Source organism: Vibrio sp. YT-16, from assembly GCF_033337405.1.
Lineage (GTDB): Bacteria > Pseudomonadota > Gammaproteobacteria > Enterobacterales > Vibrionaceae > Vibrio > Vibrio alginolyticus.
Map to the genome: position 1 here is coordinate 94,935 of NZ_JAWOQQ010000010.1, position 24,381 is coordinate 119,315.

Sequence of the window (24,381 nt, forward strand, 5' to 3'; positions counted from 1 at the left end):
CACAATGAAATTCAAAACTCGATTGGTCGCGGCTGCCTTAAGCGCAGTGTGGTTGTCAGGTTGTGGTTCGCTTATGCGTAGCGACTATCAAGCTCCTGAGGTGCAAGTGCCTGCAAATTGGCAACAGATGCATGTTGCGGGTGATGTCAGTATGGATCCTTGGTGGTTGGCGTTTAACGACCCAACGCTTAATCAATACATTACTCAGGTGTTGGCTCAAAACAACGATTTGACGCTGGCAACGCTAACGCTAAAGAAAGCGCGTTTACAGCTGGGTTTAGCGCAAGATGACCTTTTCCCTACGTTGAGTTCTTCCACATCAGGACAAGTTCAAAAATCTCTTGATAGCGGGGAATCGGCAGATAGCTACAGCACTAACTTGTCCGTCAATTACGAGTTGGATTTGTGGGGAAAAATCTCGGCGGACGTTGACCAAGCCAAGTGGACGGCTATGGCAAGTCAACAAGATCGCGAGGCGACCGCACAAAGTTTGGTGGCAACGACGGCATCGTTATATTGGCAAATCGGCTATCTGAAACAGCGTTTAAACCTCAGTCAGCGTAATGTGGAAGACGCAGCTCAAACGCTACAATTGATTGAAAAACAGTACCAACTTGGCGCTGTGGATCAGTTAGATGTGCTTGAAGCCAAACGTACGTTGGCAAGCTTACAAGCGCAGCAAAGTGAGTTTGAACAGAGTTTACTTGAGGCAAACAACGCCTTTGCGATTTTGTTCAATCAACCGCCGAAGAGCATCAGTGCAAACATCCAAATGCTGCCTGAAGGCGATATGCCATCGTTGAGTGTTGGTGCTCCGTCTGATTTATTGATCCGCAGACCCGACATTAAAGCAGCGATTTATGAAGTCAAAGCCGCGCTAGCAAATAAAGACGCAGCAGATTTGGACTATTTGCCCAAGCTGACGCTTACTGGGGCTCTGGGTGGATCGTCACAAGCGCTCAAAGACCTGCTTTCCAACCCGATTGGCAGCTTAGGTGCGGATATGACGCTACCGTTTTTGCAGTGGAATGAGATGAAAAATAGCCAAGCCATTGCCGATTTAGACTATCAATCGGCTATTGTGAGTTATCGCCAAGTGTTGTACGCCGCATTCCAAGATGTCGAAAATGCCTTGTCGGCACGCGAGAAATTGAAGTATCAGGCGGCGCGTTTACAAGAACAGTATGATGCCGCGAGTGCCGCTGAGTTCATTTATGCTGCGCGGTATCAGTATGGCTCGACATCGATCATGGACTATTTGAATGCACAAGAAGATACCAGAAACGCGCAAGCTTCTTTGTTGGAAAACCGCTACAACCAGTTTCTCACTCAGGTTACGCTTTACCAGTCTTTAGGGGGAACCGACGTCGCGCCGTTGTAATTAGGGGTCAGCTCACACTAGCGAAGCGCCATGCAACAAAGCCTTTTTTGAAGGTATTACTGGTCCCATCAATGGGACCAGTAATAAAAGCTTAAGTTACTTGGCGAACTTCTTGAAAGGTGCATCAACCGGGGTGTCAGCTAGGTGATTGGTGTAGTTACTCATCACTTTTTGCGCTAGACCAAGTACAATTTCAAGCAGTTGCTGCTGTCCGTAACCCGCCGCAAAGAACTTCTCTATCTGAGACTCTTCCACTACACCACGTTGGCGCACCATTTGAAGCGTTGTCTCTCGTAGTGTTTCAAGTTTTTCGTCTGCCAATGGTGTTTGGTTGACGAGAGCATCAACAATCTCCTGATCCACTTTCATTGACGCCGCGATCGCACTATGAGCAGGAACGCAGTAGTGACAACCATGTTCAACGTTGATGGTTTGCCATACGACGGTCAATTCTTCTGCGTTAAATGATGTTTGTTGAAATAGCTCATGCACAACTTGATAACCCTCAAGCAAGGTTGGCGCTTCAGCCATAACAGCATGAAGATTTGGTAGCATGCCAAACGCTTTGACTGAATTTTCAATCAGGTGCTTTGATCCTTCGGGTGCGTTTTCTGCGGTATACAGTTTAAATTCTGCCATGTTTAAATCTCCTGTAATTGGATATGAGCGGATTAGGCAAGAACAGGATAGTTGATTTTGAGCGGTCGCTCAATATAAAATTGAGCATATGTTCAAAATTGATAATTGCTCATGGCGAATACAAAGAAATTCCAACGTGATGAAGTGGTGAAAGCCGCCTCGGATCTATTCTGGAAGAAAGGTTTTCATGCAACATCTACACGTGATTTACAAGATAGCGTTAATCTGCGTCCTGGAAGTATTTATGCGACGTTTGGGTCAAAAGAGGGGCTATATTGTGAAGCGCTAAAAATGTACGTTGCGAACTTACAAGCCCTGTTTGAGTTGCATTTAACTCAGAACACAACGGTTCTAGATGCAATAGAAGCTTTCGCGATTGATGTGGTTATCAATCAGCGAGACTCCAATCCCAGTGAAGTGTGCATGTTAGTCAAATCAGCAAGTGAATTTGCTGAGGATTTTAATGCGCTGCGCAATCAAACAAACAGCTTAGCAAACCAATTTGAATCTTTTCTTGCAAAGCTGTTTGAGCGAGCAATCGAGAATGGCGAAATTGAAGCCCAGGATACATTGCTTCTTGCTCAGTTGTTCCAGGTTCAGTTTACGGGTATACGAGCCTACTCATACCGCAGTGATGATGAAACCTTAAAGACGTTGATCTCTATTATGGTGAACAGCTTCCGCGGTAACGTACCAAAACAGAACGCTGAATGAGACTGCTCAAAGTCAACGTCTCTAAATCAACGGCTTGAAGTAAGCGAGCTCAAATAAACCCGTTATCGGGGTTCGATATCGATAAAAAATGACCACGAAGCATCGTGGTCATTTTTATGCAGATTAACTTGCAATGAACAACAACGGCTTATTAAAAGCGAAACTCTTCTAAGTTATTGCTGCTTTCTAACATTTTTTCAGCCACATAACGATGCGTTGCTGTGGTTGGGTGAGTCACATCCCAGAACACGAACTTATCTGCGCCAGATGCTGCACATTCAGAACGTAATGAGTGAGTGTACATGTAGTCAACAGAGGATGAACGGTTGATGTCTAAGCAAGGGTCGCTTGCATTTACGAAACCGTGTTCTTCTGGTGCCGAGGTTAACTTCTCAAACAGTGCGTGTGTATCAAACAATGCGATGTTGTAGCCTTGGGCTTTGTAGTACATCGCTTGTGCTTTGATGAACTCGTTCATTTTCAATACTTTCGCACGAATCGTTTCAATTTCTTCCTGTGTTGAGTATTTGAACTGTGGTGCTTTGGTTGCATCTGGCAGTGTCATCAACATGAAGTTCTTCGCGCCAGCGTCTGTTAAACGAATCAGAGCTTCAGCGTAATCCGCTTTTACTTCCGGCACGCTACGGTTGTAGTTCATGAAATCATTTAAACCAAACTCTAACGTAAACAATGTGTTAGCAGGGTTGTAGTTCTTCGCCAGCTTTGTGTAGGTTAAGTAAGAAGAAACTTGTTCGCCGACACCAGTTAGCGCGATGTATTGGTTTTCACCTGCTGCGCCACCAACTGCCCAGTTGTATAGCGGTAAGTTTTTGGCTTTAGCAACGTATTCCGTCCAAACAAAACCGTTTGAGAAGTGACCCAAGAACCAGCTATTAGGGTTAGGGAAGCGCCATTGGGACGCGTTAAAGATGTTGCCTGTATCAGACAAGCTATCGCCCAAAGCCACTACCTTGTTGATTTGATCTGGTTGCATTGCAGCATCATTGCTCCAGATCGTGTGGTTATAAGAATAACGATTGTCGGCAGCAAAAAATGTAATGTCTGCGTTCTCGTTCGCTAGATCTAGTGTTTCTTCACATCGCTGGCGAATTACGTTTTGTGAGGTATTGGTGTAGAACATGTTTTTAAATGAAACAGAGCTCCACCAATAACCATCGATAGTGAAGTCACTACCATCTTGGTTTTTTGCCCATTTCCAATCGGTAGCCGCATCGTCCTTAGAGTGGCTCGTACGATACCAGCATCGAACGTACGTATAAGTTTGATTTTCTTGCGCGCTAACCACTTCAGCCGCAGAAACCATTGCTGGTGATAAAGTTGGCTCCTCTGCAATGGCGGAGGCAAGCGGAAGTAATGCAGTTAATAGTGTGATTGTTTTTTTCATCATTCACTCTTCTTGTAATGGTTATTGTTCCGAATGCGTGAATACGCTCGGCTATAACAGTATTTAGATGAGAATTTTTCTCACTAAACCTTCTAATTCTGAGTAAATGCTCAAGACAGTCAACAACTAAATATTCAATATTTCAGTTTTGGCACCACGGTCAAAAAATCCATTCAGCATAGCAATCGATTAAATGGGTGGTATTTAGAATAATTACTCACTAACATTAATTTAACATTCACTTTTTGTTAATTAAGTAATTGCTTTATAAGGTTTTGTTGGTGATTTTTAATGTTAACTTAAAGTGTTTATTGAATGATCTCTTGTACAAATTTGTATATTCATGAAACAAATTGTTTGGCATTTTTGCTCTGTAAACTATAGCTGAAGCTCTCATGCAAACATCATGATGATGACTTTTCATGAGAATATAGTGAATAAAAATTAGCTCAAATAAGGAATAGGGCAAATGCACTACACAACAAGTAAAAAACAAGGCTTATTTTCGTTGTCTGCCGTAGCAATAGCACTGACCACTTCGATGTCAGCGTTTGCGGCTCCACCAATGGGATTTGATGAATCTAAGTTACCGACGAAGTACATCGTCAAATTCAAAGAAGATGCAGTCAGCCGTTCTTCAATGGGTGGTAACTCATTCTGGGGGCCACGAATCGCGCAGGAGTCTGTTCTAGAACAGGTGAAGGCACGTAAGGTGGAAAAACTGGGCAATCGCGCCATTTACAGCGTTGAACTGGATGGCGATGACTTAGAGCCGCTTCGCAATCGTAGTGATGTGGAATACGTGGAAGTCGATCCACCTCGCTATTTGCTCAGCGAAACGACCCCATGGGGATATGAAGCGGTTAATGCTCAACTGTTAGCTGACTTCAATGCGGGTAATCGCACTGTATGTATTATCGATTCAGGGTACGACATTTCGCACAACGACCTAAGCGGTAACCGCGTTGCTGGTACTAACGATGGTGGTACGGGATCATGGAGTGATCCGGGTAACAACAATGCCCACGGTACTCACGTCGCGGGTACGATTGCTGCGATTGCCAACACCGAAGGTGTAAAGGGTGTGATGCCAAACCAGAATGTGAATTTGCACATCGTGAAAGTATTTAACGAATCGGGTTGGGGTTACTCATCTGGGCTTGTTAAAGCAATCCAGACCTGTGCCGATAATGGTGCTAACGTTGTGAACATGAGCCTTGGTGGTAGTCAATCAAGCCGAACTGAGCAAAATGCACTGCAAAATATTTACGATCAAGGCGTTCTATTGATCGCCGCTGCGGGTAATGATGGCAATACAGCGCACAGCTATCCAGCTTCTTATGACTCAGTGATGTCTGTTGCGGCTGTTGATAATCAAAATGATCATGCAGCGTTCTCACAATCTACTAATCAAGTTGAGATCTCAGGCCCGGGTGTGGCGATCTTATCAACGGTTACGGTAGGTGAAGGTAAACTTTCTGATATTACCTTGAATGGTGTCAGTCAGTTTGATCGTGGGATTGTTCCTCACAATCGTTTGATCAATAACGGTTCTTCGTATGTTCCGGATCCAATCGCGGGTTCAGTAACGGCAACGCTAGATAGCTGTGATGTATCTGGCGGTAACGTTAACTGTGGTGATATGTCGGGCAAAATTTGTTTGACTGAGCGTATTGGTAACCAGTCTTCAGGTAACTACCCAGAAGTGGATGCGGTTCAGGCTTGTTACAATGCGGGTGCGCGAGCTGCAATCGTATACAGCAACTCTGAACTACCTGGTTTACAAAACCCATTCTTGGTAGACACAAACAACGCTTATCGTATGGTTTCGGTAACGGTTGATCGTGCATTTGGTCAAGAGCTGTTGGGGTATGTTGGTCAGGAAATTACTGTTGCAACAACCTCTGGTGAAGATTACGAGTACTACAATGGTACATCAATGGCGACACCGCACGTAACGGGCGTAGCTGGCTTGGTGTGGAGTTACCACCCAACCTGTACAGCAGCGCAAGTGCGTAATGCCCTAGTGAAAACTGCAACAGATATTGATGTTGCTGGTCGAGACAACCGTACTGGCCACGGCCTAGTTAATGCTGAAGCGGCGAAGCTGTTCTTGGACGCCGGCTGTAATGGACCTGATGGTGGTAGCTCTTCGGACTCTAGCTTCTCAAATACCAGCCCTGTTGCGATTCCAGATAATAAATCTTCTGGCGCAATCAGTGCAGTAGAAGTCGATCGCTCTGGTGATTCAGGCACAGTAAGTATTGATCTTGATATTAGCCACACTTACATCGGTGATTTACGAGTGACTTTAACGTCACCGACTGGTGGAGAAGTTGTACTTCACAATAATACTGGCGGCAGCGCTAACGATATAAAAAACACGTTCCAAGCGGATTTTTCTGGTTTTGAATCGCAAGGTACATGGGAACTAAAAGCGGTGGACAGTGCCAGAAGAGACACAGGCACCATCAACAGTTGGACTCTGACCTTTCAATAAGGAGTGACTATGAAGAAGTTGACCTTACTTTCTTTGTCTGTGGTAGGCGCTACCGCACTATTGGCAATCGGACTGAGCTCAAGCAGCTTGGCAAACAATCAAGGATTTCCTCTCGTGGATGAACGCCAAGATCAAGCCGAGCAGCAACCTGCGCGTTACTTTGTTAAGTATCATGAAGGAAAAGAGAGCGAAGTGAGAGCGCTTCTTCGTCAGCACAACATTGAAGTGGTCGACGCTCTGGTGAAACAACACGTGTTGGTTGTGGTGGGTGAACAGGCGGAAGTCGAGAAGCTCGCGGATCACGATGCGGTCGAATACACCGAGCAAGAGCCGACAAGAAAGCTGCTATCTAACGGAACTACGCTTCAATAAGCCAAGCTTTCTTAAGATAGTGCCAAAAAGAAAAACGCCCCTCACGTGAGGGGCGTTTGTTTTCTTTCTACGATTGCTTTCTTCTAAAGTTCGTCGTTTGCTATGACGAGATATTCTTGAAGATTGATGCCGATGAGCCTATTCGCGCATCAATCAAGTCAGTTATCAGCTAGTTATATTCAGACTAACTACTTAGCGAACAATCAGACCCAGTAGGATACCAACAGCGCCGAAGTCTGCGTCACTAAAGGTCGTGTTAGCAAAGCCTAGGTCACCCAGTACTGGCATTAGGAATACTGGTAGGAAGGTAATCAGTAGACCTTGTGCAAAAGCACCCAAGATTGCACCGCGACGACCACCTGTAGCGTTACCAAATACACCTGCCGCTGCACCTACAAAGAAGTGTGGAACGACACCAGGGATAATCACAGTAAGCCCCATCACGTAAAGTAGGAACATACCCAAAAGACCCGCCGCAAAGCTCGATAGGAAGCCCACCAATACCGCGTTTGGTGCGTATGGGAATACAACCGGACAATCAAGCGCAGGTTTCGCGTTTGGTACTAGTTTGTCTGAGATGCCTTTAAACGCCGGAACGATTTCTGCGATAACCATACGTACACCTTGAAGGATAACGTACACACCACCGGCGAATGTGATGGATTGCATCAGTGCGAACATGAACCAGTGCTTACCACCGCTAACTTCGCGTACAAAGTCACCGCCAGCGAAGATACACGTCACCATAAAGATGATGCCCATGGTGAACGAGATTGCTACAGGCGTATCACGTAGGAACAACAAGCTCTTAGGTACGTTCATCTCTTCAGTAGAGTGTTCTTTATTACCGAACTTGCTGCCAATAAAGCCCGCTAGTACGTAAGAAAGGGTAGAGAAGTGACCAATCGCAACGTCGTCAGAACCTGTTACTTGCTTCATGTACTTGTGAGCAATCGCAGGGAAGAACACCATCACAGAGCCCACAACTAGAGAGCCAAGCGCGATCAGTGGAACACCTTTCATGCCGCTAGAAGCAAGGATCGCCGCTACCATCATTGACATAAATAACGTGTGGTGACCCGTTAGGAAGATGAATTTCCATGGCGTGAAGCGAGCGATCAGAATGTTCACTAACATACCGAAGAACATGATCATCGCCATCTCTTTACCAAACGCTTCTTGTGCGATAGAGACGATAGCTTCGTTGTTTGGAACCACGCCAGTGATGCCGAACGCGTGTTGGAAAATCGTCGCGAAGTCACCCAGAGAAGTTACAACCAGACCCGCACCCGCACCAAGCACGATGAAACCAAGAATAGTTTTTACCGTGCCTTTAATACACTCAGTGACTGGTTTTTTCTGGGCAATTAAGCCGATTAGGGCGATAAGACCTACCAGAACCGCCGGCTCTGATAGGACGTCGTTCATTAAGAAACTGAAAAATTCCATAACGCCACCTTATAGAGCGCCAAGCTCTTGAAGTGCTGCAGATAGACGCTCTTTCATTGCCACTTTGTCGACCATGTTATCAAGCGCAACGATTCGTGGTTCAACGCCAAGCGCGTTCAACTGTTCAACGATGTCGTTAGTACCGATGAAGATGTCACAATCCGTACCTTTTGCAGAGCCTAGATCGATATGATCCACTTCTGCGTTTACATTCAATTCTTTCACGATGCCTTTGATGCTCATTTCCATCATTAGGCTAGTACCAAGACCGTGACCGCAAACAACCATAATTTTCATAATTCAGACCTTTTCTTTTTATAGGGGTGTATGCCCATTTTTTAAGGGCACATCAGGAGTTAGTATTTTTCGATGATCGCGAGAACATCTTGTGTGTTTTGAGCGGTGCAGATGGCTTCTACATGCTCTTCATTCATAAACAACTCAGCCAGTTTAGAAATCGCATCCACGTGCGAGTTACTGTCTGTCGCGGCTAGCGTAACCAGCATTTTTACTGGGTCGTTACCTTCAGAATCGAAGTTCACGCCGTTTTGAATCACTGTGATGGCAAGAGACAAACGGTTAACGCCATCTTCAGGGCGAGCGTGTGGCATTGCCATACCAGGACCTACCACGTAGTAAGGACCGAGCTCTTCGTGTGAGCGGTAAATAGCGTCCACGTAGCTTGGCTCAATCGCGCCATTTTCAATCAGTGCTTCACAGGATTTGCTCACCGCATCTTTCCAGTCAGTAGCATCAGAATGGATGCGAATCACATCAGAGGTAATCAGTTCACGTAGCATTGGATCTTTCCGGTTTGTTGTTTTGTTGATGGGTACTTTATCGATCAATTTGTCAGAAAAACCTGAGAATGATCACAAATGGTAGCGCTATCTGATAGCGCTATCATAAATTGTGATAGCGCTACCATTTTTATCAGTCATCCGAGTTTCATATGCTTGTGATCGACTTCTAATGCGCTAATATCAAAACCACTAAAACGCTGTGGTAAGATGTCGCGGCAGAAAATAGAGAACACTAAATAAGAACAATGAGCGAACCTCGCAAACGAAGAAGTACTGGCAATGTCACCTTGGCGGACGTCGCTAAAAAAGCCGGCGTAGGCACCATGACGGTGTCGCGAGCATTACGAACGCCCGAGCTAGTATCTGACAAGCTGAGAGAAAAGATTCAACAAGTGGTTGATGAGCTCGGCTATATCCCGAATAAAGCGGCAGGGGCTTTGGCGTCTGCTGAAAGTTACTCCATCGCTCTTATCATTCCTTCCCTGTTTGAAAAAGCGTGCGCGCTTTTCTTACCGAGCTTTCAACAAGCGTTGAACAAAGCGGGTTATCAGTTACTGCTTGGCTACAGCGACTACTCGGTAGAGCAAGAAGAGAAACTGCTTTCGACATTTCTTGAGAGCCGCCCAGCCGGAGTCGTGCTGTTTGGTAATGAACACAGCCAACGTACTAATCAGCTTTTGGAAGCCTCGAACACGCCAGTATTGGAAATTGCTGAGTTAAGTTCGAAAGCCAGTTACCTCAATATCGGTGTTGACCATTTTGAGGTGGGTAAAGCCTGTACCAAGCATGTGATTGAGCAAGGCTTCAAGAACGTGGGCTTCATTGGTGCGCGTGGGGATCACTCCACTTTGCAACGTAAGCTACACGGCTGGCAAAGCGCGATGATTGAGAACTACCTTGCACCGGACCATTTCTTAACCACCCACGAAGCGCCATCTTCACAATTAGGTGCGGAAGGGTTGGCAAAGTTATTGCTGCGCGATTCAAGTTTGAATGCTCTGGTATGTAGCCATGAAGAGATTGCGATTGGCGCGTTGTTTGAGTGTCATCGCCGAGTGCTGAAAGTCCCGACTGACATTGCGATTATCTGTTTGGAAGGCTCTTCTATGGGTGAGCACGCCTACCCAAGTTTGACCTGTGCGGAATTCGATTACGAACGTATGGGGACGAAAGCCGCAGACAAGTTACTGCAAGCCATTAAAGGTGAGCCTGTAGAACATGCAACGGACATGGGCTTTAAGCTAAAACGCCGAGCGAGTACTGCGATCAACTAACCTCATTTGGTTAGAAACTAATACGTGATACAAAAAACCTCTCGATGCTGAGAGGTTTTTTATGTGTGAGAATAATGATTCTCTACTACGGACGCTCACCTGCTGCTAAGCGACGTTCGATATCTGCAACCACTTCTGGGAAGTCAGCGATCGTATCGATAAGGTAGTGCGGCGAGCTCTTGAGCAGTTTTGCACGCGCTTTTTCACGAGCGGCATCAAGCGTTGCTTCGTCCGCGGCTTGGTATTCTTCAAACGTTAGACCTGCTTCGTTACCAGAAAGCAGCAAACCAACGGTCCACATACCGGCGTTGTGACCTTCATCGATGCCCGGTGCGGCGTCATCCACTTTGATACACGCATTAACGTCGGTAACATTCAGCTCAATCACGTTTTTCAGTGCCATAAATGGTGCTGGGCGACCACCTTGCGGCAGGTCATCCGTTGCTACTACGTAATCTGGTTTGTAGCCGTAATCCGCAGCCACAGGAATCAGCACATCCATCACTTCACGAGGGTAACCAGAACAAGAACCGATCTTGATGCCTTTGCCTTTCAGACCGTTCACAACTTCAATCGCATTAAGGATTGGCTCTGCGTGGTCAGCCACTTTTGCTTTTTGCAGCGGCATGAATGCTGCGTAGATAGCGTCGATGTCTTCGCTGGTCATTGAGCGACCAAACTTCTCATTCCAACGCTTATCAACCGCAGGGATGCGACCCACCGCTTGGATGTGATCCCACTTACCAAGCCCCATTGGTTCGCGCGCTTCTTCAAGGTCGATTTCAAAATCAAAGCCTTGTTTGAACGCTTCCACAAAGATGCTGGTTGGCGCAAAAGAGCCGAAATCGACGATAGTGCCAGCCCAGTCAAAGATCACTGCTTGAATTGGTGAGTTGCTCATGTTCAATCCTTTTTCTTGCTTGCCAGAGCGCTGCCTACACATTGGAACCGCGCTCTGGATAAATTGGTTTTTGTTGAGGTCTATTGACCCTAAATGTAGTTAAAGTCTTTATACACTTTGGCGATGGCTTCTTCGAAGATCGCCAACGCTTCTGTCAGTTGTTCGCGAGTGATGATCAGCGGTGGGCTGAGTTGAATCACGTTACCTTGCGATACCTTGAAACTCACTCCGTTGTTGAGGCATTGGTACAGCACAGCTTCCGCTTCGTCATACGCGCGTGCTTTGCTTTCGTGGTCAGTGACCAACTCAATGCCCCACAACATGCCGATGCCACGCACATCACCAATCACTGGGTATTTGGCTTTCATCTCTAGCAGCTTTTCACGCATGAACTGGCTGTCGGCTTTGGCTTTATCTAGCAAGCCGTCTTGCTCAATGGCTTCCATGGTTGCCAGTGCTGCAGCACAACCGATAGGACTTTTCTCATGAGTGTAATGACCCATGGAGATTTGCTCGGCGGTGTTGTATTTGTCTTTGGTTACCATGGCTGCGATAGGCACTAAGCCTCCGCCCAAACCTTTTCCGATGCAGAGTATATCTGGCTCGATGTCGTAGGTTTGGTAGGTAAACCATTCACCGCTGCGACCCATACCGTTAGGGATGTCGTCGATGATCAGCATGACATTGTGTTTGTCACAGATTTCACGGATGCGTTTCCAGTAGGCTTTACTTGGCACTTGAACATCTGTGTTGCGAACCGCTTCTGCGATAAACGCGCCCACGCCGCCTTCTTTCTCAATCACGTATTCAAGGTAATCGGCGTAATGCACATCGCTGCTGTCCGCAACTGGGAAAGCGCCACGGTAAGATACGGCTGGTGGAATGCGTTCAACACCTGCCATTAATGGCCCCATGCCTTGTCGGAAACACGCTTCGCCACCTACTGAGATGGCATCCAACGATGCGCCGTGGAAGGAATCCCACAGAGACACCACCTTGTAGTTGCCCGTGATGTGGCGCGCTAGTTTAAGTGCCATGCCAACCGCAGATGTGCCACCTGGAGCAAACAGCACGCGGTTCAATTCGCCGCCACAGATTTGGGTGAGCTTTTCGGCACATTCAATTGCGGTCTCGTTGGTAAAACGACGTGGTGAAAACGGCAGTTTGGCAATTTGCTCTTGCACGCGTTTAATCACATGCGGATGACCATAGCCCAGCTGATGGACGTTATTGCCATGGAAGTCCATGTACTTTTTGCCGGTAGCATCTTGGATGTAGATGCCTTCTGCCGCTTCCAAGGTATCTAAGCAAGGCGTTGACATGGCTTGATGAAGAAAGACCTCCGAATCACGCTTCAGTAATGCTTGCGTGCGCTCGTCGTCCATCGATGCGTTCCAAGCTTGGCGCGCTGGTGTCGTGTTGACATCGCCTTCGCTACGGAAATGGGTCGGTTTGATATTCTGAGTCATAACGCTCTCTCAATCAGAAGGCTGCTTTACGCAACTTGCCAGTACATTGCTTTTTCAATTGCACCGATTAAGCGCTCGATATCTGCTGGGTAAACTTCGCCAATGTTGCCGATGCGGAAGCAATCTGCGTTCGATACTTTACCCGGATAAATTACGAAGCCTTGCTCTTTCAAACGCGTGTAGAACGCTTTGAACTGGTAATCACTGTGCGTCGGAGAGTAGAAAGAAGTGATGATTGGCGAGTGAAGGTCATCACTCAGTAGTGGCTCAAACCCCAAAGAACGCATACCTGCAACCAGTGTTTTCTGGTTAGTTTGGTAACGGTTATGACGAGCTTCAATGCCGCCTTCTTGTTCCAGCTCTAACAAGGCTTGGTAGAAAGCGCGAACCGTGTGCGTTGGAGACGTGAAACGCCATTTACCGTGGTTCACTTCCATGCAGTGCCACTGGTCGTAAAGATCAAGGCTCAAAGAACGTGCCTGACCTTGGCACTTTTCTAGCTCAGTTTGTTTCGCAATCACAAAGCCAAAGCCCGGCACGCCTTGAATACATTTGTTTGCAGAGCTGATCATAAAATCGATGCCTAGCTCAGCGATATCGATAGGAATGCCACCAAAGCTCGACATGGCATCGAGAATCACCACTTTACCGTGCGCTTTTGCAGCAGAAGCAAACGCCTCAATTGGGTTAAGCATGCCAGTGGTTGTCTCACAGTGAACAATTGCAACGTGGGTAATAGCTGGATCCGATGCCAATGCAGTTTCCACCTCGTTCAAGTGTGGCTGTGATGTTTCGCCTGGGGAAACTACATGGCATGGAATATTTAGGTAATCAGCGATCTGAGCGATACGCGCACCGTAAGCGCCGTTGTCGACAACCAACAATTTTCCATCTTTGCCAATGGCACTGCCAATCGTTGCTTCTACTGATGCGGTGCCGCTACCTTGCATTAGTACGCTGGTGTAGCCGTCTTGCTCCGTCGCCAGTTTTACAAGCTTAGTGCGGATCACTTCTACAATGTCTTTGTTGTATTCATCATCCCAAGTACACCAGTCTTTTAGCATGGCTTCACGTACTGTTTCAGAAGTAGATAGAGGACCTGGAGTCAGTAGTAGGTATTCGTTTTTCATCTCGATTTCCATTAGAATAGGCTAATTGGTCTACACCAAGTTTCGAGTTAACTCTAGCGAGGAAGAAAAGGGCAGTAAATAGGCGAATGTCCAATTTCATAAAACTTTAATATCCAGAAAATGGCGGATCAATTGAACGATTATTCATCGCAAATTTTCGTAAAACTGCCATTTAATGGTCATGATTTCGTCACAAAGGCTCAGTAGGGTGTATATCGTCAACTGGTACAGACCAAATGAAAACTTTGCCAAATTAACTGGAGAAAATGATGAAAAACCGTTTGATGAAAGGATCGCTGGCTGCACTTGTCTCTCTGCTAGCTACGAATGCAATGGCAGCACAGGAAGTCACGGTTTACACCGCTTTCGAAACTGACATTCTTGCTAAATACAAGTCTGCGTTTGAGAAAGATAACCCAGATATCAAGATTAAGTGGGTTCGTGATTCAACAGGTATCATGACGGCGAAATTGCTGGCAGAAAAGAATAACCCTCAAGCAGAAGTGGTTTGGGGTCTGGCTGGCTCGTCAATGGCACTGCTTAAAGATGAAGGTCTTCTTAAGCCTTACACACCAAAAGGTTTGGAAGAGCTGCATGCGAACCTAAACGACCCTCAATCAAACCAAGCTTGGTTCGGTAACGATGCGTTCTTTAACGCAGTTTGTTTCAACGAAGCGGTTGCGAAACAACTTAACCTACCGAAACCAACGTCCTGGGAAGACCTAACAAAGCCGGTTTACAAAGGTCACATTGCAATGCCTAACCCAGCGTCTTCAGGCACTGGCTACATGCAGGTTTCTGCGTGGCTACAAAACATGGGTGAAGATCAGGCATGGAACTACATGCGTGACCTAGATAAGAACATTGCACACTACACGCACTCTGGTTCTAAGCCATGTGTTCAAGCGGGTATGGGTGAAGTGGCTATCGGTATTTCTATGGCGAGCCGCGGCGCGAAGCTGAAAACACAAGGTGCGCCACTAGCGGTTATCACACCAAAAGGCATCGGCTGGGAATCAGAAGCCGTTGGTCTAGTAAAAGAGTCGGATGCAGCGAAACGTGTTGTCGACTGGTCAATCTCTAAAGCAGCAAACGAGCTTTACGTAGAAATGTACCCAGTGGTTGCACATAAAGAAGTGAAAGCTACTGTGTCTAACTTCCCTAATGTTCAAGAGAACATGGCGAAGATGGACTTTGCGCAAATGGGCAGCAAGCGTGCAGAGATTCTAACGGCATGGTCTGAGAAGTTCGATGCGAAATCAGAACCAAAGTCTTAATTGAAATTGCTTTGAGTTGAATATTGAAATCCACCTCGGTTGAGGTGGATTTTTTGTTTTCCCTATTATTTCAGGGTTTGCTGCAAGTAGATTCCTAGTCTCACTTAGGTTCGCTGGAATGACGGACTTAAGAAAGTTGGGATTTTCTATCCGCACTCACCACGTCATTCTCGAGAACGACGAAGGAGCGAGTCGGAAATCTCAGAATATAGTGCTTGTAAGAGATTCCGGATGGCTCGCTTAAGCTCGTCCGGAATGACGATCTTAAGCTTATGGCGCGAAAGTCAAAGTTCGTAATTCTAGGCAATGAGTGTGATTCAGAATTTTTGATCCACACTTACCACGTCATTCTCGAGAGTGACGAAGGAGCGAGTCGGGAATCTCTAATTACCACTTGAACAAACCTCATCGCCCTTCATCTATTTGTCATCTTCTGGCTATAAATTTGTCATTGGAACGTAACACTCCAAAACTAAAGTTGGTATATACCATTTGGAGCGTGTGTTATGTCAACTAACCAACATTACCTAAATATCGAAAATGTAGTGAAGCAATTCGGACAGTTCACTGCATTAAAGAAAATCTCGCTAGCGATTGAAAAGGGCGAGTTCGTTTGTTTTCTTGGTCCTTCTGGCTGCGGTAAAACCACTCTGCTACGTGCCATTGCAGGTTTAGACTTGCCAACGTCTGGTGCGATTTTTCAAAACGGTCAAGAGACCACATTCCTACCACCAGAGAAGCGCGATTTCGGCATCGTATTCCAATCTTATGCTTTGTTTCCGAACCTAACTGTGCAAGAGAATATTGCAGTGGGTTTGAAGAACCAAGGTATGTCGACCAAAGAAGCGCTAGAGAAAGTAGATTACTGGTTAGAAACCATTGGTCTTCCAACCTCTGGCGAGAAATTCCCTAACCAACTTTCTGGTGGTCAACAGCAGCGTGTAGCACTCGCTCGCGCATTAGCGTTGTCTCCGGGTCTACTGCTACTTGATGAGCCGCTGTCAGCGCTGGATGCAAAAGTACGTGTTCACTTACGTGACGAGATTTGTAAGCTGCAACGCAAGCTGGGCATCACCACCATCATGGTTACGCACGATCAGGACGAAGCGCTGTCGATGGCGGATCGCATCGTGGTAATGAACCATGGCGTGATTGAGCAAGTCGGCACACCTCAAGAGATCTACCAACAACCAGCAACGCGCTTTGTCGCTGAGTTTGTCGGCAGCATGAACTTTATTGAAACCTCAGTAGCTACGGACTCCCAAGTGCGCATTGCGGAAACCCTAATGCCAGCGCCAAGCTTGACCAATCGTAAGATCCAACGTGGTGACCGCTTCGACCTTGCGGTGCGTCCTGAAAGCATCAAGTTCGTTGAAAACTACACCAACTCTTTACCAGTGCGAGTTACGGCAACTGAGTTTTTGGGGGCGTTTTTCCGCATTGATTGCGTATTGCAAAACGACAGCTCAACGAAAACCATCGTCGTGGATGTGCCTGTGGAAACGGTTCAAAAACTCAATATCAAGGCGGGCGATGTACGTTACATCCAGTTTGCTGAAGAAGGGCTGCATGGTTACGCCGTGCCCTCGGTTGATAAAGCGCTAGCGGCGTAGGTGTAAACATGAATGCGAAGACAATGACGATGAATAGCCTGACCACACAAGACAAAGCAAAATCCTTACTCGGACGTGTTAGCCGCGACAACCTTGTGTTGTTCGGTTTGCTCGCTGGTTTGTCGACCATGATGGTGCTGTTCATCTTAATGCCGCTTTGGGCAATGTTGACCAAGAGTGTGCAAAATGCCAATGGCGAATTTGTCGGTCTGGCAAACTTTGCGACGTACTTTTCTTCTTCAAGCTTGTGGGTGTCGGTGGGTAATACCTTCACTTTGGGCGTGATTGTGACCTCGGTAGTCGGTGTGCTTGCGTTTGGTTATGCCTACGCGCTGACTCGTTCATGCATGCCGTTTAAAGGTTTGTTTCAAATTCTAGGTACTGCGCCGATCCTTGCGCCTTCGTTGTTGCCGGCGATCAGTTTGATCTTCCTTTTCGGCAATCAAGGCATTGCTAAAGAGATGCTGTTAGGAAACTCGATTTATGGCGTGATTGGTATCTCGATGGGTTTGATCTTCTGGACCTTTCCTCATGCATTGATGATTTTGACCACTTCGCTGCGTACTTCAGATGCCCGTTTGTATGAAGCAGCTCGTGCACTTAAAACCTCTCCCATCAAAACTTTCTTTATGGTGACGTTACCTGCGGCGAAATACGGTTTGATCAGCACGCTCATTGTCGTCTTTACGCTAGTTATCACGGACTTTGGTGTGCCGAAAGTGATTGGTGGTAGCTACAACGTTCTGGCGACTGATATCTTCAAGCAAGTCGTGGGACAGCAAAACTTTGCCATGGGTGCGGTGACTAGCATTATGTTGTTATTCCCTGCGGTAATGGCGTTTGGCGCAGACCGCTGGGTACAGAAAAAACAAAAGAGCTTATTCGACACTCGCTCGGTGCCTTATCAGCCAGAACCTAATAAAGCGCGCGACAGCATCTGTTTGGTTTACTGCAGCATCATTTCTATCGCAGTGCTGGCTGTGCTTGGCATGGCGGTGTATGGCTCGTTAGTTACGTTCTGGCCTTGGAACAAAGCGCTGACGCTAAACAACTACAATTTTGCTGAAATGAGCACCTACGGTTGGAGCCCATTCTTCAACTCGCTAACACTTGCAGGTTGGACGGCGGTTATTGGTACAGCCATTATCTTTGTCGGTGCTTACTGCATTGAGAAAGGGCGTGCGTTTGGTCCAATTCGTCAGGTGATGCAAATGCTTAGCGTGGTGCCAATGGCGGTTCCGGGTATGGTGCTTGGCTTGGGTTACATCTTTTACTTCAATGATGCGAATAATCCTCTGAATGTGCTTTATGGCACCATGGCGTTCTTGGTGATTAACACGGTAGTGCATTACTACACAGTGGGTCACATGACCGCCCTGACAGCGCTAAAGCAGTTGCCATCGGAGATTGAAGCCACAGCAGCATCGGTGAAGCTTCCTCAATACAAGTTGTTCTTTAAAGTGACATTACCTGTATGTTTACCTGCGATTTTGGACATTGCGACTTACTTGTTTGTTAATGCATTGACCACCACTTCTGCGGTAGTATTCCTTTACTCAACTGATACGATTCCGGCTTCGGTCTCGATTCTGAATATGGACGATGCAGGTCAAACTGGCGCTGCAGCAGCGATGGCTGTGATGATCATGATGGCTGCCGCGATTGCGAAGATTGTTCAGATGACTTTGGGTAAATTGTTAGAAAATCGCACACAAGCTTGGCGCAAAAGATAAGGACACTTCGTGCAATACGTAAAAATTAAAGATTCGATTGTTGAACAGATTGAAGCGGGCATGCTATCGCCGCGTCAAAAACTGCCAGCAGAGCGTAAGTTGGCGGAGTCGTTCGATACTACACGCGTCACTCTGCGTGAAGCTTTATCACTGCTAGAAGCGGAAGGTCGAATCTATCGCGAAGATCGTCGAGGCTGGTTTATCTCACCTGAGCCATTGCGTTACGACCCAACCCAAACGCTAAACTTCCCGAACATGGCGAAAGCGCAAAATCGTGTGCCCAAAACGGAGTTGGTTGCAGCAAAAGGAACGTTGGCAAACAAACAAGCCGCGCGCTTGCTGGACTTGCAGCCTTTCTCGGATGTGTATCGAGTCGACCGTGTGCGATACCTTGAAGACAGACCTGTGGTATTCGTAACAAACTACATTCGTCCAGAGCTGTTTCCGAACCTGCTGGATTACGATTTATCAAATTCACTGACGGACATTTACCGCGATCATTATGGCGTGACGTATCAAAAGATTCGCTACCGCATTTCAACCAGCACTTTGTTGGGTGAAATGGCTCAGGCACTGCGCGCGACAGCTGGCACTCCCGCGATGGTGGTGGAGCGCATCAACTATAACCAGCACGGTGAGTTGATTGATTGCGATATCGAGTATTGGCGACACGATGCCATCAGCATTGAATCTCTGGCGGAACTCAATCGTTAAGTGGATTTTCTCATCATCTAAGGCTCCATCTCGGGGCCTTTATTTTATTCAGACAGGAACATTGAAATGGATTTGTTGGCGATTGGTCTCGTCGTTTTTTCTGCTGTTCTCCATGCGGGCTGGAATATCCTTGGTAAAAGCAATTCAGGCTCTGGACTCGCGTTTACTATAGCAGCCAGCTTCTCTGCATGTTTCATTCTTACCCCTTATTTGATTTGGTATGTGGCGACCATTGGCTGGACATCATTACCGAGCGAGTTTTGGGGATTGCTGTTCATTAGCGGCATTTCACAAATGGTCTATCTAGTCGGTTTGATTGTCGCTTATAAGCACGCAGACGTGGGGGTGGTTTATCCAATTGCTCGGGCGTTGCCTGTGATGATGGTCGGCGCAATCAGTGTGGCATTAGGGCATGAATTATCCAGTCAGCAGTGGCTTGGATTCTTGCTGATAACCCTTGGTTGTATGCTGGTACCACTGACGAACTTTCGTCAGATGACGCTGAGCTCTTATTTGAATGTCGGTGTGTTCTGGGCATTAATTGCCGCAATAGGCACAACGGGTTACTCCGTGGTTGATAAAGAAGCGCTGAGTTTACTCACAGGACAAGCATCAGAGATCTTGAATGATCAGTACAGTGCAATCTTCTATTTGGGCGTGCAGTTTTGGGCAATTGGTATTCCTGCCCTTGTGTGGTGCTTAGTTACGGACAAGCCAGATGAGATTAAGACAGCGTGGCAGATCCGCAAAACAGCCAGCATGGCAGGGGTAATGATGGCATCCACCTACGGCTTGGTGCTGTTTGCGATGACCATGACCGACAACGTGAGTTTGGTCGTAGCACTAAGGCAAATCAGCATTGTGTTTGGATTGTTTATGGGGATTTGGTTTCTGTCTGAGAAATGGTATCTCACCCGAGGGCTTGGCGTTACTTCTATCGTGGCGGGGATCATTCTCGCGCTTGCGTATTGACCTATATTCACGAAAAAAGGCAGCGAATGAGCCTCTCGCTGCCTTTTGTATTAACTTGTAAGCCTTGTTTAAAAACGCAGTTGCGCACCAAACATCACGCCGCTAGAGTCAAAATCGCTGTTTTTTGAGTACACATATTCTGCATTCAAACCAAAGTGTTTATAGCTCCAGCCGATACCGCCAGCCGCTTCACCTCCGACACTTGAGTGTTCGATGTTCTTGCTCTGACCGTTCACTTTATAAGTGTATTCGAGAGTGTAGAGAGTGACACCTGCCTTGCCGTACAGTTCGAAACCTGAACCCAGAGGATAGCTAGCATAGCCACTCAAGCGAGGTCCGGAGAAGCTCGTATCGGTGACTTCTGAAATCGGACTCACGAGTATCGAGCCGATACCGTCAAACGCGCCTTTATAACCTGCTTCGATACCAAAGTTATGTGTTGGCATGTAGCGGTAATATATTTCACCTAAGAACATGTCGCCTGATTCTTTGCTTGTCGGAGCATCGTAGTTCACATCGCCATAGCCAATGTTTGTACCTATGATGTGCTCACTGGTTTCTGCATTGGCTGACAAAGAAAAAGCCGACAACACTAAAGCAGTAATGAATGAATAACGCATGAACGCTTCTCCTTAGCTTTTAGCTTGCTCGCCTTTTAATATTTGTTCGAAAGTGATCTTGGTGTTGTCTAGCCATTCATAACGGCGACGATACATCGAACGCTTAGAGCGCGACATGCCTTCGATATCTCGACGGGGTGCATTTACATCAATTGAGTAAAAATGACGATTGTATTCGGTGCCGCCTAATTCTTGCCAGAGTGCATCGTAATCTGTTTTGATTCGCCCTTTGCTGTAGCGCTTAGCTGCGTAAGTATGGGACTGCGTTTTCACTGCTAGAATCGTGTTCACTTCCCAAATTTGTGCGAGCAAAGTGAGCAAGCTCACCATCAAGCTTTTTGGTCTCTGTCCGTAAAGCTTACGAGTTAGCTTTTTAATTTTCGCGTTGTTTTCTTCACTGCTTCGCGGTCCTTGTAAGCCGCCAATCATAATGCTGCGTCCAGATTCGATGTGACCGAGCGTAAAAGAGAGCGTGTAGAAGTTGCCATCTTCAGCGCTGTGCAGCACTAGGCTCATATCGCCTTCTTTTTGATAACGTGCTTCGTATACTAATCTCACCGAGTACAGGATTTCGTCAATTTCAAAAGAGGCTAATGTTAGGCCTTTCGAGTCTGTGTAGATTTCTTCGATTGTTTGTTTAGAAAACAGTTCTGAAATCGTTTTATAGTGATCAACCACCAAGTTAGAACGATCGAACGCTGAGTTGTTTTTGATGATATACGGACGAAACGGCTTCTCTAAAAATCGATGCGTACGTGTACAAAGCAACTCTAACAATGACGATTCAATATTGTCTGAAAGGTGCTTAAACGCACGTTTGTAATAAAGCGCACGTAAGATGAACTTAGCTCTGTAGGTCCAAATTGGCTTGTAGACATCAGCATAATCATCTGAGTAAATCGATTTGCTATGGTAAAAAATGGATTTGTTCGCGGTCATTTTCACTCCAGATTAACTTGTGCTCAATAGCGACAATTAAGAACCGACGGACGAGCAGCGAAGAACCCGAAAAGGAGGAATGCAAAGCACGACTGAAAAGAGGTGGTTTTTGCTGTGTCCGACGTTTGTGTAAGGTTTTGAACACTGTTCTTTTGCTGGAATTCTAAGAGAAAATTGACCTTAGGTATTGTATGGTTTGGTAAGGAAGTGTCAGGTTGAAACCCATTGTTCAAAAGAAAGAAAATGCGAATGTCGGCTGAATATGACGTTGAGTTGCTAAGTTAATGTGAAATAAGTTGAACGAAAATTGAACATTATTTGAAATTGTTTTGACGTGTTTTAGGTCTTTATACGTACCTTATAAGTATCGAGCCAATTTTGGCCCGATGTAAAGGTAAGTAAGGAGAGGTTTATGAAACGCTTAACAACTTTAGCAAGTACGATTGCTCTGATTGCTGCACCTTCTATGGCTCTTGCTGGTGGTTATCAGTGGACAAACGATACCGAAACTATCCATGGCGACGTAATGGATAGCAAACAAGCGGCTTATGAAATGGGCCGAGACATGATCCAAAGCTACCAAAATAAATCATCTGGACAACTCCGTGATGAGTTTACGAGCCTTACAACGTATGTTGATCGCCAATCGTTTTCTATCACTGACTCAAAAGTCATGGTAAATGAGTTCTTGCAAAGTGACGGGCAAGTTGTTTACCAGCCTATTCTCAATGTTCAATACGAGTACCGCATGCGTGATACCGGTAAATACTAACCAGTAAGACGGACTTGAATTGTTTACCACTAATATTTTTTGCTGTTTGTTTTGGGGAGCCACGAGCTCCCCATTTTGTTTTTGTCGAAAGCGAAAATTTTCACACTCTCAGTGCAACATTTTCTATCGCTCAGCGTTAGATTTTCTTGCTCGTTGATTGTCATCATCGTTTGTAAAGTGTTTGCGGAAATGGATGTAACGCACTAACGAGGATACCCGATGACACATCATTCATATTGGTTCAAGCAGGCAATTGAAGCTGAGCAACCAGAAACGCCACAACCGTTACAGCAGAACATTAATAGTGACGTTGCGATTGTTGGTGGCGGATACACCGGACTTTGGACCGCGATTATGATTAAGCAGCAATCTCCGGAAAAAAAGGTAGTCGTGATTGAAAAAGGCCTTTGTGGCAGTGGTGCATCGGGCGCAAACGGCGGTTGTATGTTGACTTGGTCTACCAAGTTCCCGACATTGAAACGGTTATTCGGTGAAGAACATGCTGCTTGGTTAGTAAAAGAGTCGGAACAAGCAGTGCTCGAGATTGACGACTTTTGTCAGCAGCACAACATCGATGCGCAATTATCGTTAAAAGGGGTTTATTACACTGCAACCAATCAGGCTCAAACTGGGGGAATGCAGCCAGTTGTGGACGAGTTAAAGCGATTAGAAGTGAACAGTTGGCGTCGTTGCTCGGTGGAGGAACTGCGTGCCAATGCGGGTTCACCTCGACATATAGAAGGCTTTCACTCTCCAGTTGCAGCCAGCGTTCAACCTGCATTATTAGTGAGGGGGTTACGCCGTGTTGCTATTGATCTGGGTGTAGAAGTTTATGAGAACACGCCGATGACGCGTCTAGATTATGGAAAACCTGCCATTGTCTGTACACCTAAAGGAAACATTCAAGCGCAGCAGGTGGTATTGGCATTAAATGCATGGATGGTGGAGCAGTTTAAACAGTTCAAAAACAGTATCGTGGTGGTATCTTCCGACATGGTGATCACCAAGCCGCTTGGTGACGCACTACCTCTATCTGGTTGGCAGGCAGGTTCTAGCGTGTTGGATTCACGTATCTTCGTCCACTATTACCGAGATACGCCAGATGGCCGTTTGATGTTGGGGAAAGGCGGCAATCAGTTTTCTTTCAATAACCAAGTCGACGCAATGTTTAACAAGCCAACACGCTACCAAGGTCTACTGCGCAAGTCGTTCGATAAGTTGTTTCCTCATTTGAGAGGAGAGGAGTTTGCTTATTCATGGACGGGGGGCTCTGATCGTTCTGCTACTGGTTTCCCTTTTTTCGGCGAGCTAGATAAACAGAGCAATATCTTTTACGGATTTGGTTATTCAGGCAATGGTGTAGCGCAGACTCGAATGGGCGGAAAGATCTTATCTTCATTGATATTGGGAATCGATAACGAGTGGACGAACAGTGGTTTAGCCAAAGGACCGTTGGGGCATTTCCCGCCAGAGCCATTCCGTTGGACGGGAGCAATGATGGTACGCAACGCGGTACGTCGAAAAGAGGAAGCAGAAGATAACGAGAAAACGCCGTTTATCTGGGATAAGTGGCTAGCAAAACTCGCGGGACCAGCAGGCAAAGCGGATAAGCTTGACTAAACTGAAGACTTTAGCCACAAACGAGACAGTTTGCAGTGAAAGTCATTGGGGCGCGATGAGGCCTTGTGTTAGCCTCTGTCTTTC

22 protein-coding genes are annotated in these 24,381 nt (G+C 46.4%); 12 read left to right on the top strand and 10 right to left on the bottom strand.

Features of this window, described 5'->3' with window-relative positions; genetic code table 11:
- Positions 1–4 precede the first annotated feature (4 nt).
- A complete protein-coding gene (locus R7F07_RS16550) occupies positions 5–1,381 on the top strand; it encodes an efflux transporter outer membrane subunit (protein WP_171342670.1) in 1,377 nt (458 codons plus the stop codon).
- A 96-nt stretch (positions 1,382–1,477) separates the two neighbouring features.
- Here R7F07_RS16550 and R7F07_RS16555 read toward each other — a convergent pair whose 3' ends face one another.
- Positions 1,478–2,020, bottom strand: a complete 543-nt coding sequence (locus tag R7F07_RS16555; protein ID WP_005374097.1) for a carboxymuconolactone decarboxylase family protein — start codon at positions 2,018–2,020, stop codon at positions 1,478–1,480.
- A 111-nt stretch (positions 2,021–2,131) separates the two neighbouring features.
- On the opposite strand from R7F07_RS16555, the gene R7F07_RS16560 reads away from it, so the two are divergent.
- Positions 2,132–2,734, top strand: a complete 603-nt coding sequence (locus tag R7F07_RS16560; protein WP_171342669.1) for a TetR/AcrR family transcriptional regulator — start codon at positions 2,132–2,134, stop codon at positions 2,732–2,734.
- Between the two features lie 151 nt (positions 2,735–2,885).
- On the opposite strand, the gene R7F07_RS16565 is transcribed toward R7F07_RS16560, so the two are convergent.
- On the bottom strand, positions 2,886–4,142 hold the full coding sequence (locus R7F07_RS16565; protein ID WP_017819748.1) for a type 2 secretion system lipase: 1,257 nt from the start codon (positions 4,140–4,142) through the stop codon (positions 2,886–2,888).
- A gap of 466 nt (positions 4,143–4,608) precedes the next feature.
- On the opposite strand from R7F07_RS16565, the gene R7F07_RS16570 reads away from it, so the two are divergent.
- Positions 4,609–6,639 (top strand): S8 family serine peptidase, encoded by a 2,031-nt coding sequence (locus R7F07_RS16570; protein ID WP_171342668.1) that lies wholly within the window; start codon positions 4,609–4,611, stop codon positions 6,637–6,639.
- Positions 6,640–6,648: 9 nt separating this feature from the next.
- Positions 6,649–7,011: an ATPase gene (locus R7F07_RS16575; protein ID WP_171342667.1), complete on the top strand. Its 363-nt coding sequence runs from the start codon at positions 6,649–6,651 to the stop codon at positions 7,009–7,011.
- 192 nt (positions 7,012–7,203) lie between these two features.
- On the opposite strand, the gene R7F07_RS16580 is transcribed toward R7F07_RS16575, so the two are convergent.
- Genes R7F07_RS16580 through R7F07_RS16590 form a run of 3 tightly spaced genes read right to left on the bottom strand, consistent with a single transcriptional unit; the run spans position 7,204 to position 9,260 of the window.
- A complete protein-coding gene (locus tag R7F07_RS16580) occupies positions 7,204–8,460 on the bottom strand; it encodes a PTS ascorbate transporter subunit IIC (RefSeq protein ID WP_005384349.1) in 1,257 nt (418 codons plus the stop codon).
- 9 nt (positions 8,461–8,469) lie between these two features.
- Entirely contained in the window at positions 8,470–8,757 is a 288-nt protein-coding gene (locus R7F07_RS16585) for a PTS sugar transporter subunit IIB (RefSeq protein ID WP_171342666.1), read from the bottom strand.
- Between the two features lie 59 nt (positions 8,758–8,816).
- Positions 8,817–9,260, bottom strand: coding sequence for a PTS sugar transporter subunit IIA (locus R7F07_RS16590; RefSeq protein WP_005384357.1), 444 nt, complete (start codon positions 9,258–9,260; stop codon positions 8,817–8,819).
- A 248-nt stretch (positions 9,261–9,508) separates the two neighbouring features.
- Here R7F07_RS16590 and R7F07_RS16595 point away from each other — a divergent pair, with 248 nt between their 5' ends.
- The gene (locus R7F07_RS16595; RefSeq protein WP_005442357.1) at positions 9,509–10,537 is read left to right on the top strand and encodes a LacI family DNA-binding transcriptional regulator; all 1,029 of its coding nucleotides are present in this window, start codon (positions 9,509–9,511) and stop codon (positions 10,535–10,537) included.
- Positions 10,538–10,622: 85 nt separating this feature from the next.
- Here R7F07_RS16595 and phnX read toward each other — a convergent pair whose 3' ends face one another.
- The 3 genes from phnX to phnW all read right to left on the bottom strand — a co-directional run bounded on the left by phnX (position 10,623) and on the right by phnW (position 14,037).
- Positions 10,623–11,438 (bottom strand): phosphonoacetaldehyde hydrolase, encoded by an 816-nt coding sequence (gene phnX / locus R7F07_RS16600; RefSeq protein WP_171342665.1) that lies wholly within the window; start codon positions 11,436–11,438, stop codon positions 10,623–10,625.
- A gap of 89 nt (positions 11,439–11,527) precedes the next feature.
- On the bottom strand, positions 11,528–12,907 hold the full coding sequence (locus R7F07_RS16605; RefSeq protein ID WP_171342664.1) for an aspartate aminotransferase family protein: 1,380 nt from the start codon (positions 12,905–12,907) through the stop codon (positions 11,528–11,530).
- 26 nt (positions 12,908–12,933) lie between these two features.
- Positions 12,934–14,037 carry a 2-aminoethylphosphonate--pyruvate transaminase gene (phnW, locus tag R7F07_RS16610; RefSeq protein ID WP_005432490.1) on the bottom strand — a complete coding sequence of 368 codons (1,104 nt, stop codon included), beginning with the start codon at positions 14,035–14,037 and terminating at the stop codon, positions 12,934–12,936.
- Positions 14,038–14,303: 266 nt separating this feature from the next.
- On the opposite strand from phnW, the gene R7F07_RS16615 reads away from it, so the two are divergent.
- From R7F07_RS16615 to R7F07_RS16635, 5 genes are all read left to right on the top strand, one after another.
- Complete coding sequence (locus R7F07_RS16615; protein ID WP_171342663.1) at positions 14,304–15,314, top strand: putative 2-aminoethylphosphonate ABC transporter substrate-binding protein; 1,011 nt, start codon at positions 14,304–14,306, stop codon at positions 15,312–15,314.
- Between the two features lie 506 nt (positions 15,315–15,820).
- A complete protein-coding gene (locus R7F07_RS16620; protein WP_005432488.1) occupies positions 15,821–16,927 on the top strand; it encodes a putative 2-aminoethylphosphonate ABC transporter ATP-binding protein in 1,107 nt (368 codons plus the stop codon).
- Between the two features lie 8 nt (positions 16,928–16,935).
- The gene (locus tag R7F07_RS16625) at positions 16,936–18,660 is read left to right on the top strand and encodes a putative 2-aminoethylphosphonate ABC transporter permease subunit (protein ID WP_171342662.1); all 1,725 of its coding nucleotides are present in this window, start codon (positions 16,936–16,938) and stop codon (positions 18,658–18,660) included.
- Between the two features lie 9 nt (positions 18,661–18,669).
- Positions 18,670–19,374, top strand: coding sequence for a phosphonate utilization transcriptional regulator PhnR (phnR, locus tag R7F07_RS16630; RefSeq protein ID WP_005442366.1), 705 nt, complete (start codon positions 18,670–18,672; stop codon positions 19,372–19,374).
- Positions 19,375–19,440: 66 nt separating this feature from the next.
- Positions 19,441–20,346, top strand: a complete 906-nt coding sequence (locus tag R7F07_RS16635; RefSeq protein ID WP_149192178.1) for an EamA family transporter — start codon at positions 19,441–19,443, stop codon at positions 20,344–20,346.
- Positions 20,347–20,414: 68 nt separating this feature from the next.
- Here the strand turns inward: R7F07_RS16635 and R7F07_RS16640 are convergent, their stop codons facing one another.
- Positions 20,415–20,966, bottom strand: a complete 552-nt coding sequence (locus tag R7F07_RS16640; RefSeq protein WP_005374044.1) for an outer membrane beta-barrel protein — start codon at positions 20,964–20,966, stop codon at positions 20,415–20,417.
- Between the two features lie 12 nt (positions 20,967–20,978).
- The gene (locus tag R7F07_RS16645) at positions 20,979–21,905 is read right to left on the bottom strand and encodes a VirK/YbjX family protein (RefSeq protein ID WP_005384371.1); all 927 of its coding nucleotides are present in this window, start codon (positions 21,903–21,905) and stop codon (positions 20,979–20,981) included.
- A 412-nt stretch (positions 21,906–22,317) separates the two neighbouring features.
- Here R7F07_RS16645 and R7F07_RS16650 point away from each other — a divergent pair, with 412 nt between their 5' ends.
- Positions 22,318–22,677, top strand: a complete 360-nt coding sequence (locus R7F07_RS16650; RefSeq protein WP_017819758.1) for a DUF3316 domain-containing protein — start codon at positions 22,318–22,320, stop codon at positions 22,675–22,677.
- A 219-nt stretch (positions 22,678–22,896) separates the two neighbouring features.
- Positions 22,897–24,297 (top strand): FAD-dependent oxidoreductase, encoded by a 1,401-nt coding sequence (locus R7F07_RS16655; protein ID WP_171342661.1) that lies wholly within the window; start codon positions 22,897–22,899, stop codon positions 24,295–24,297.
- The last annotated feature ends 84 nt before the right edge of the window (positions 24,298–24,381 follow it).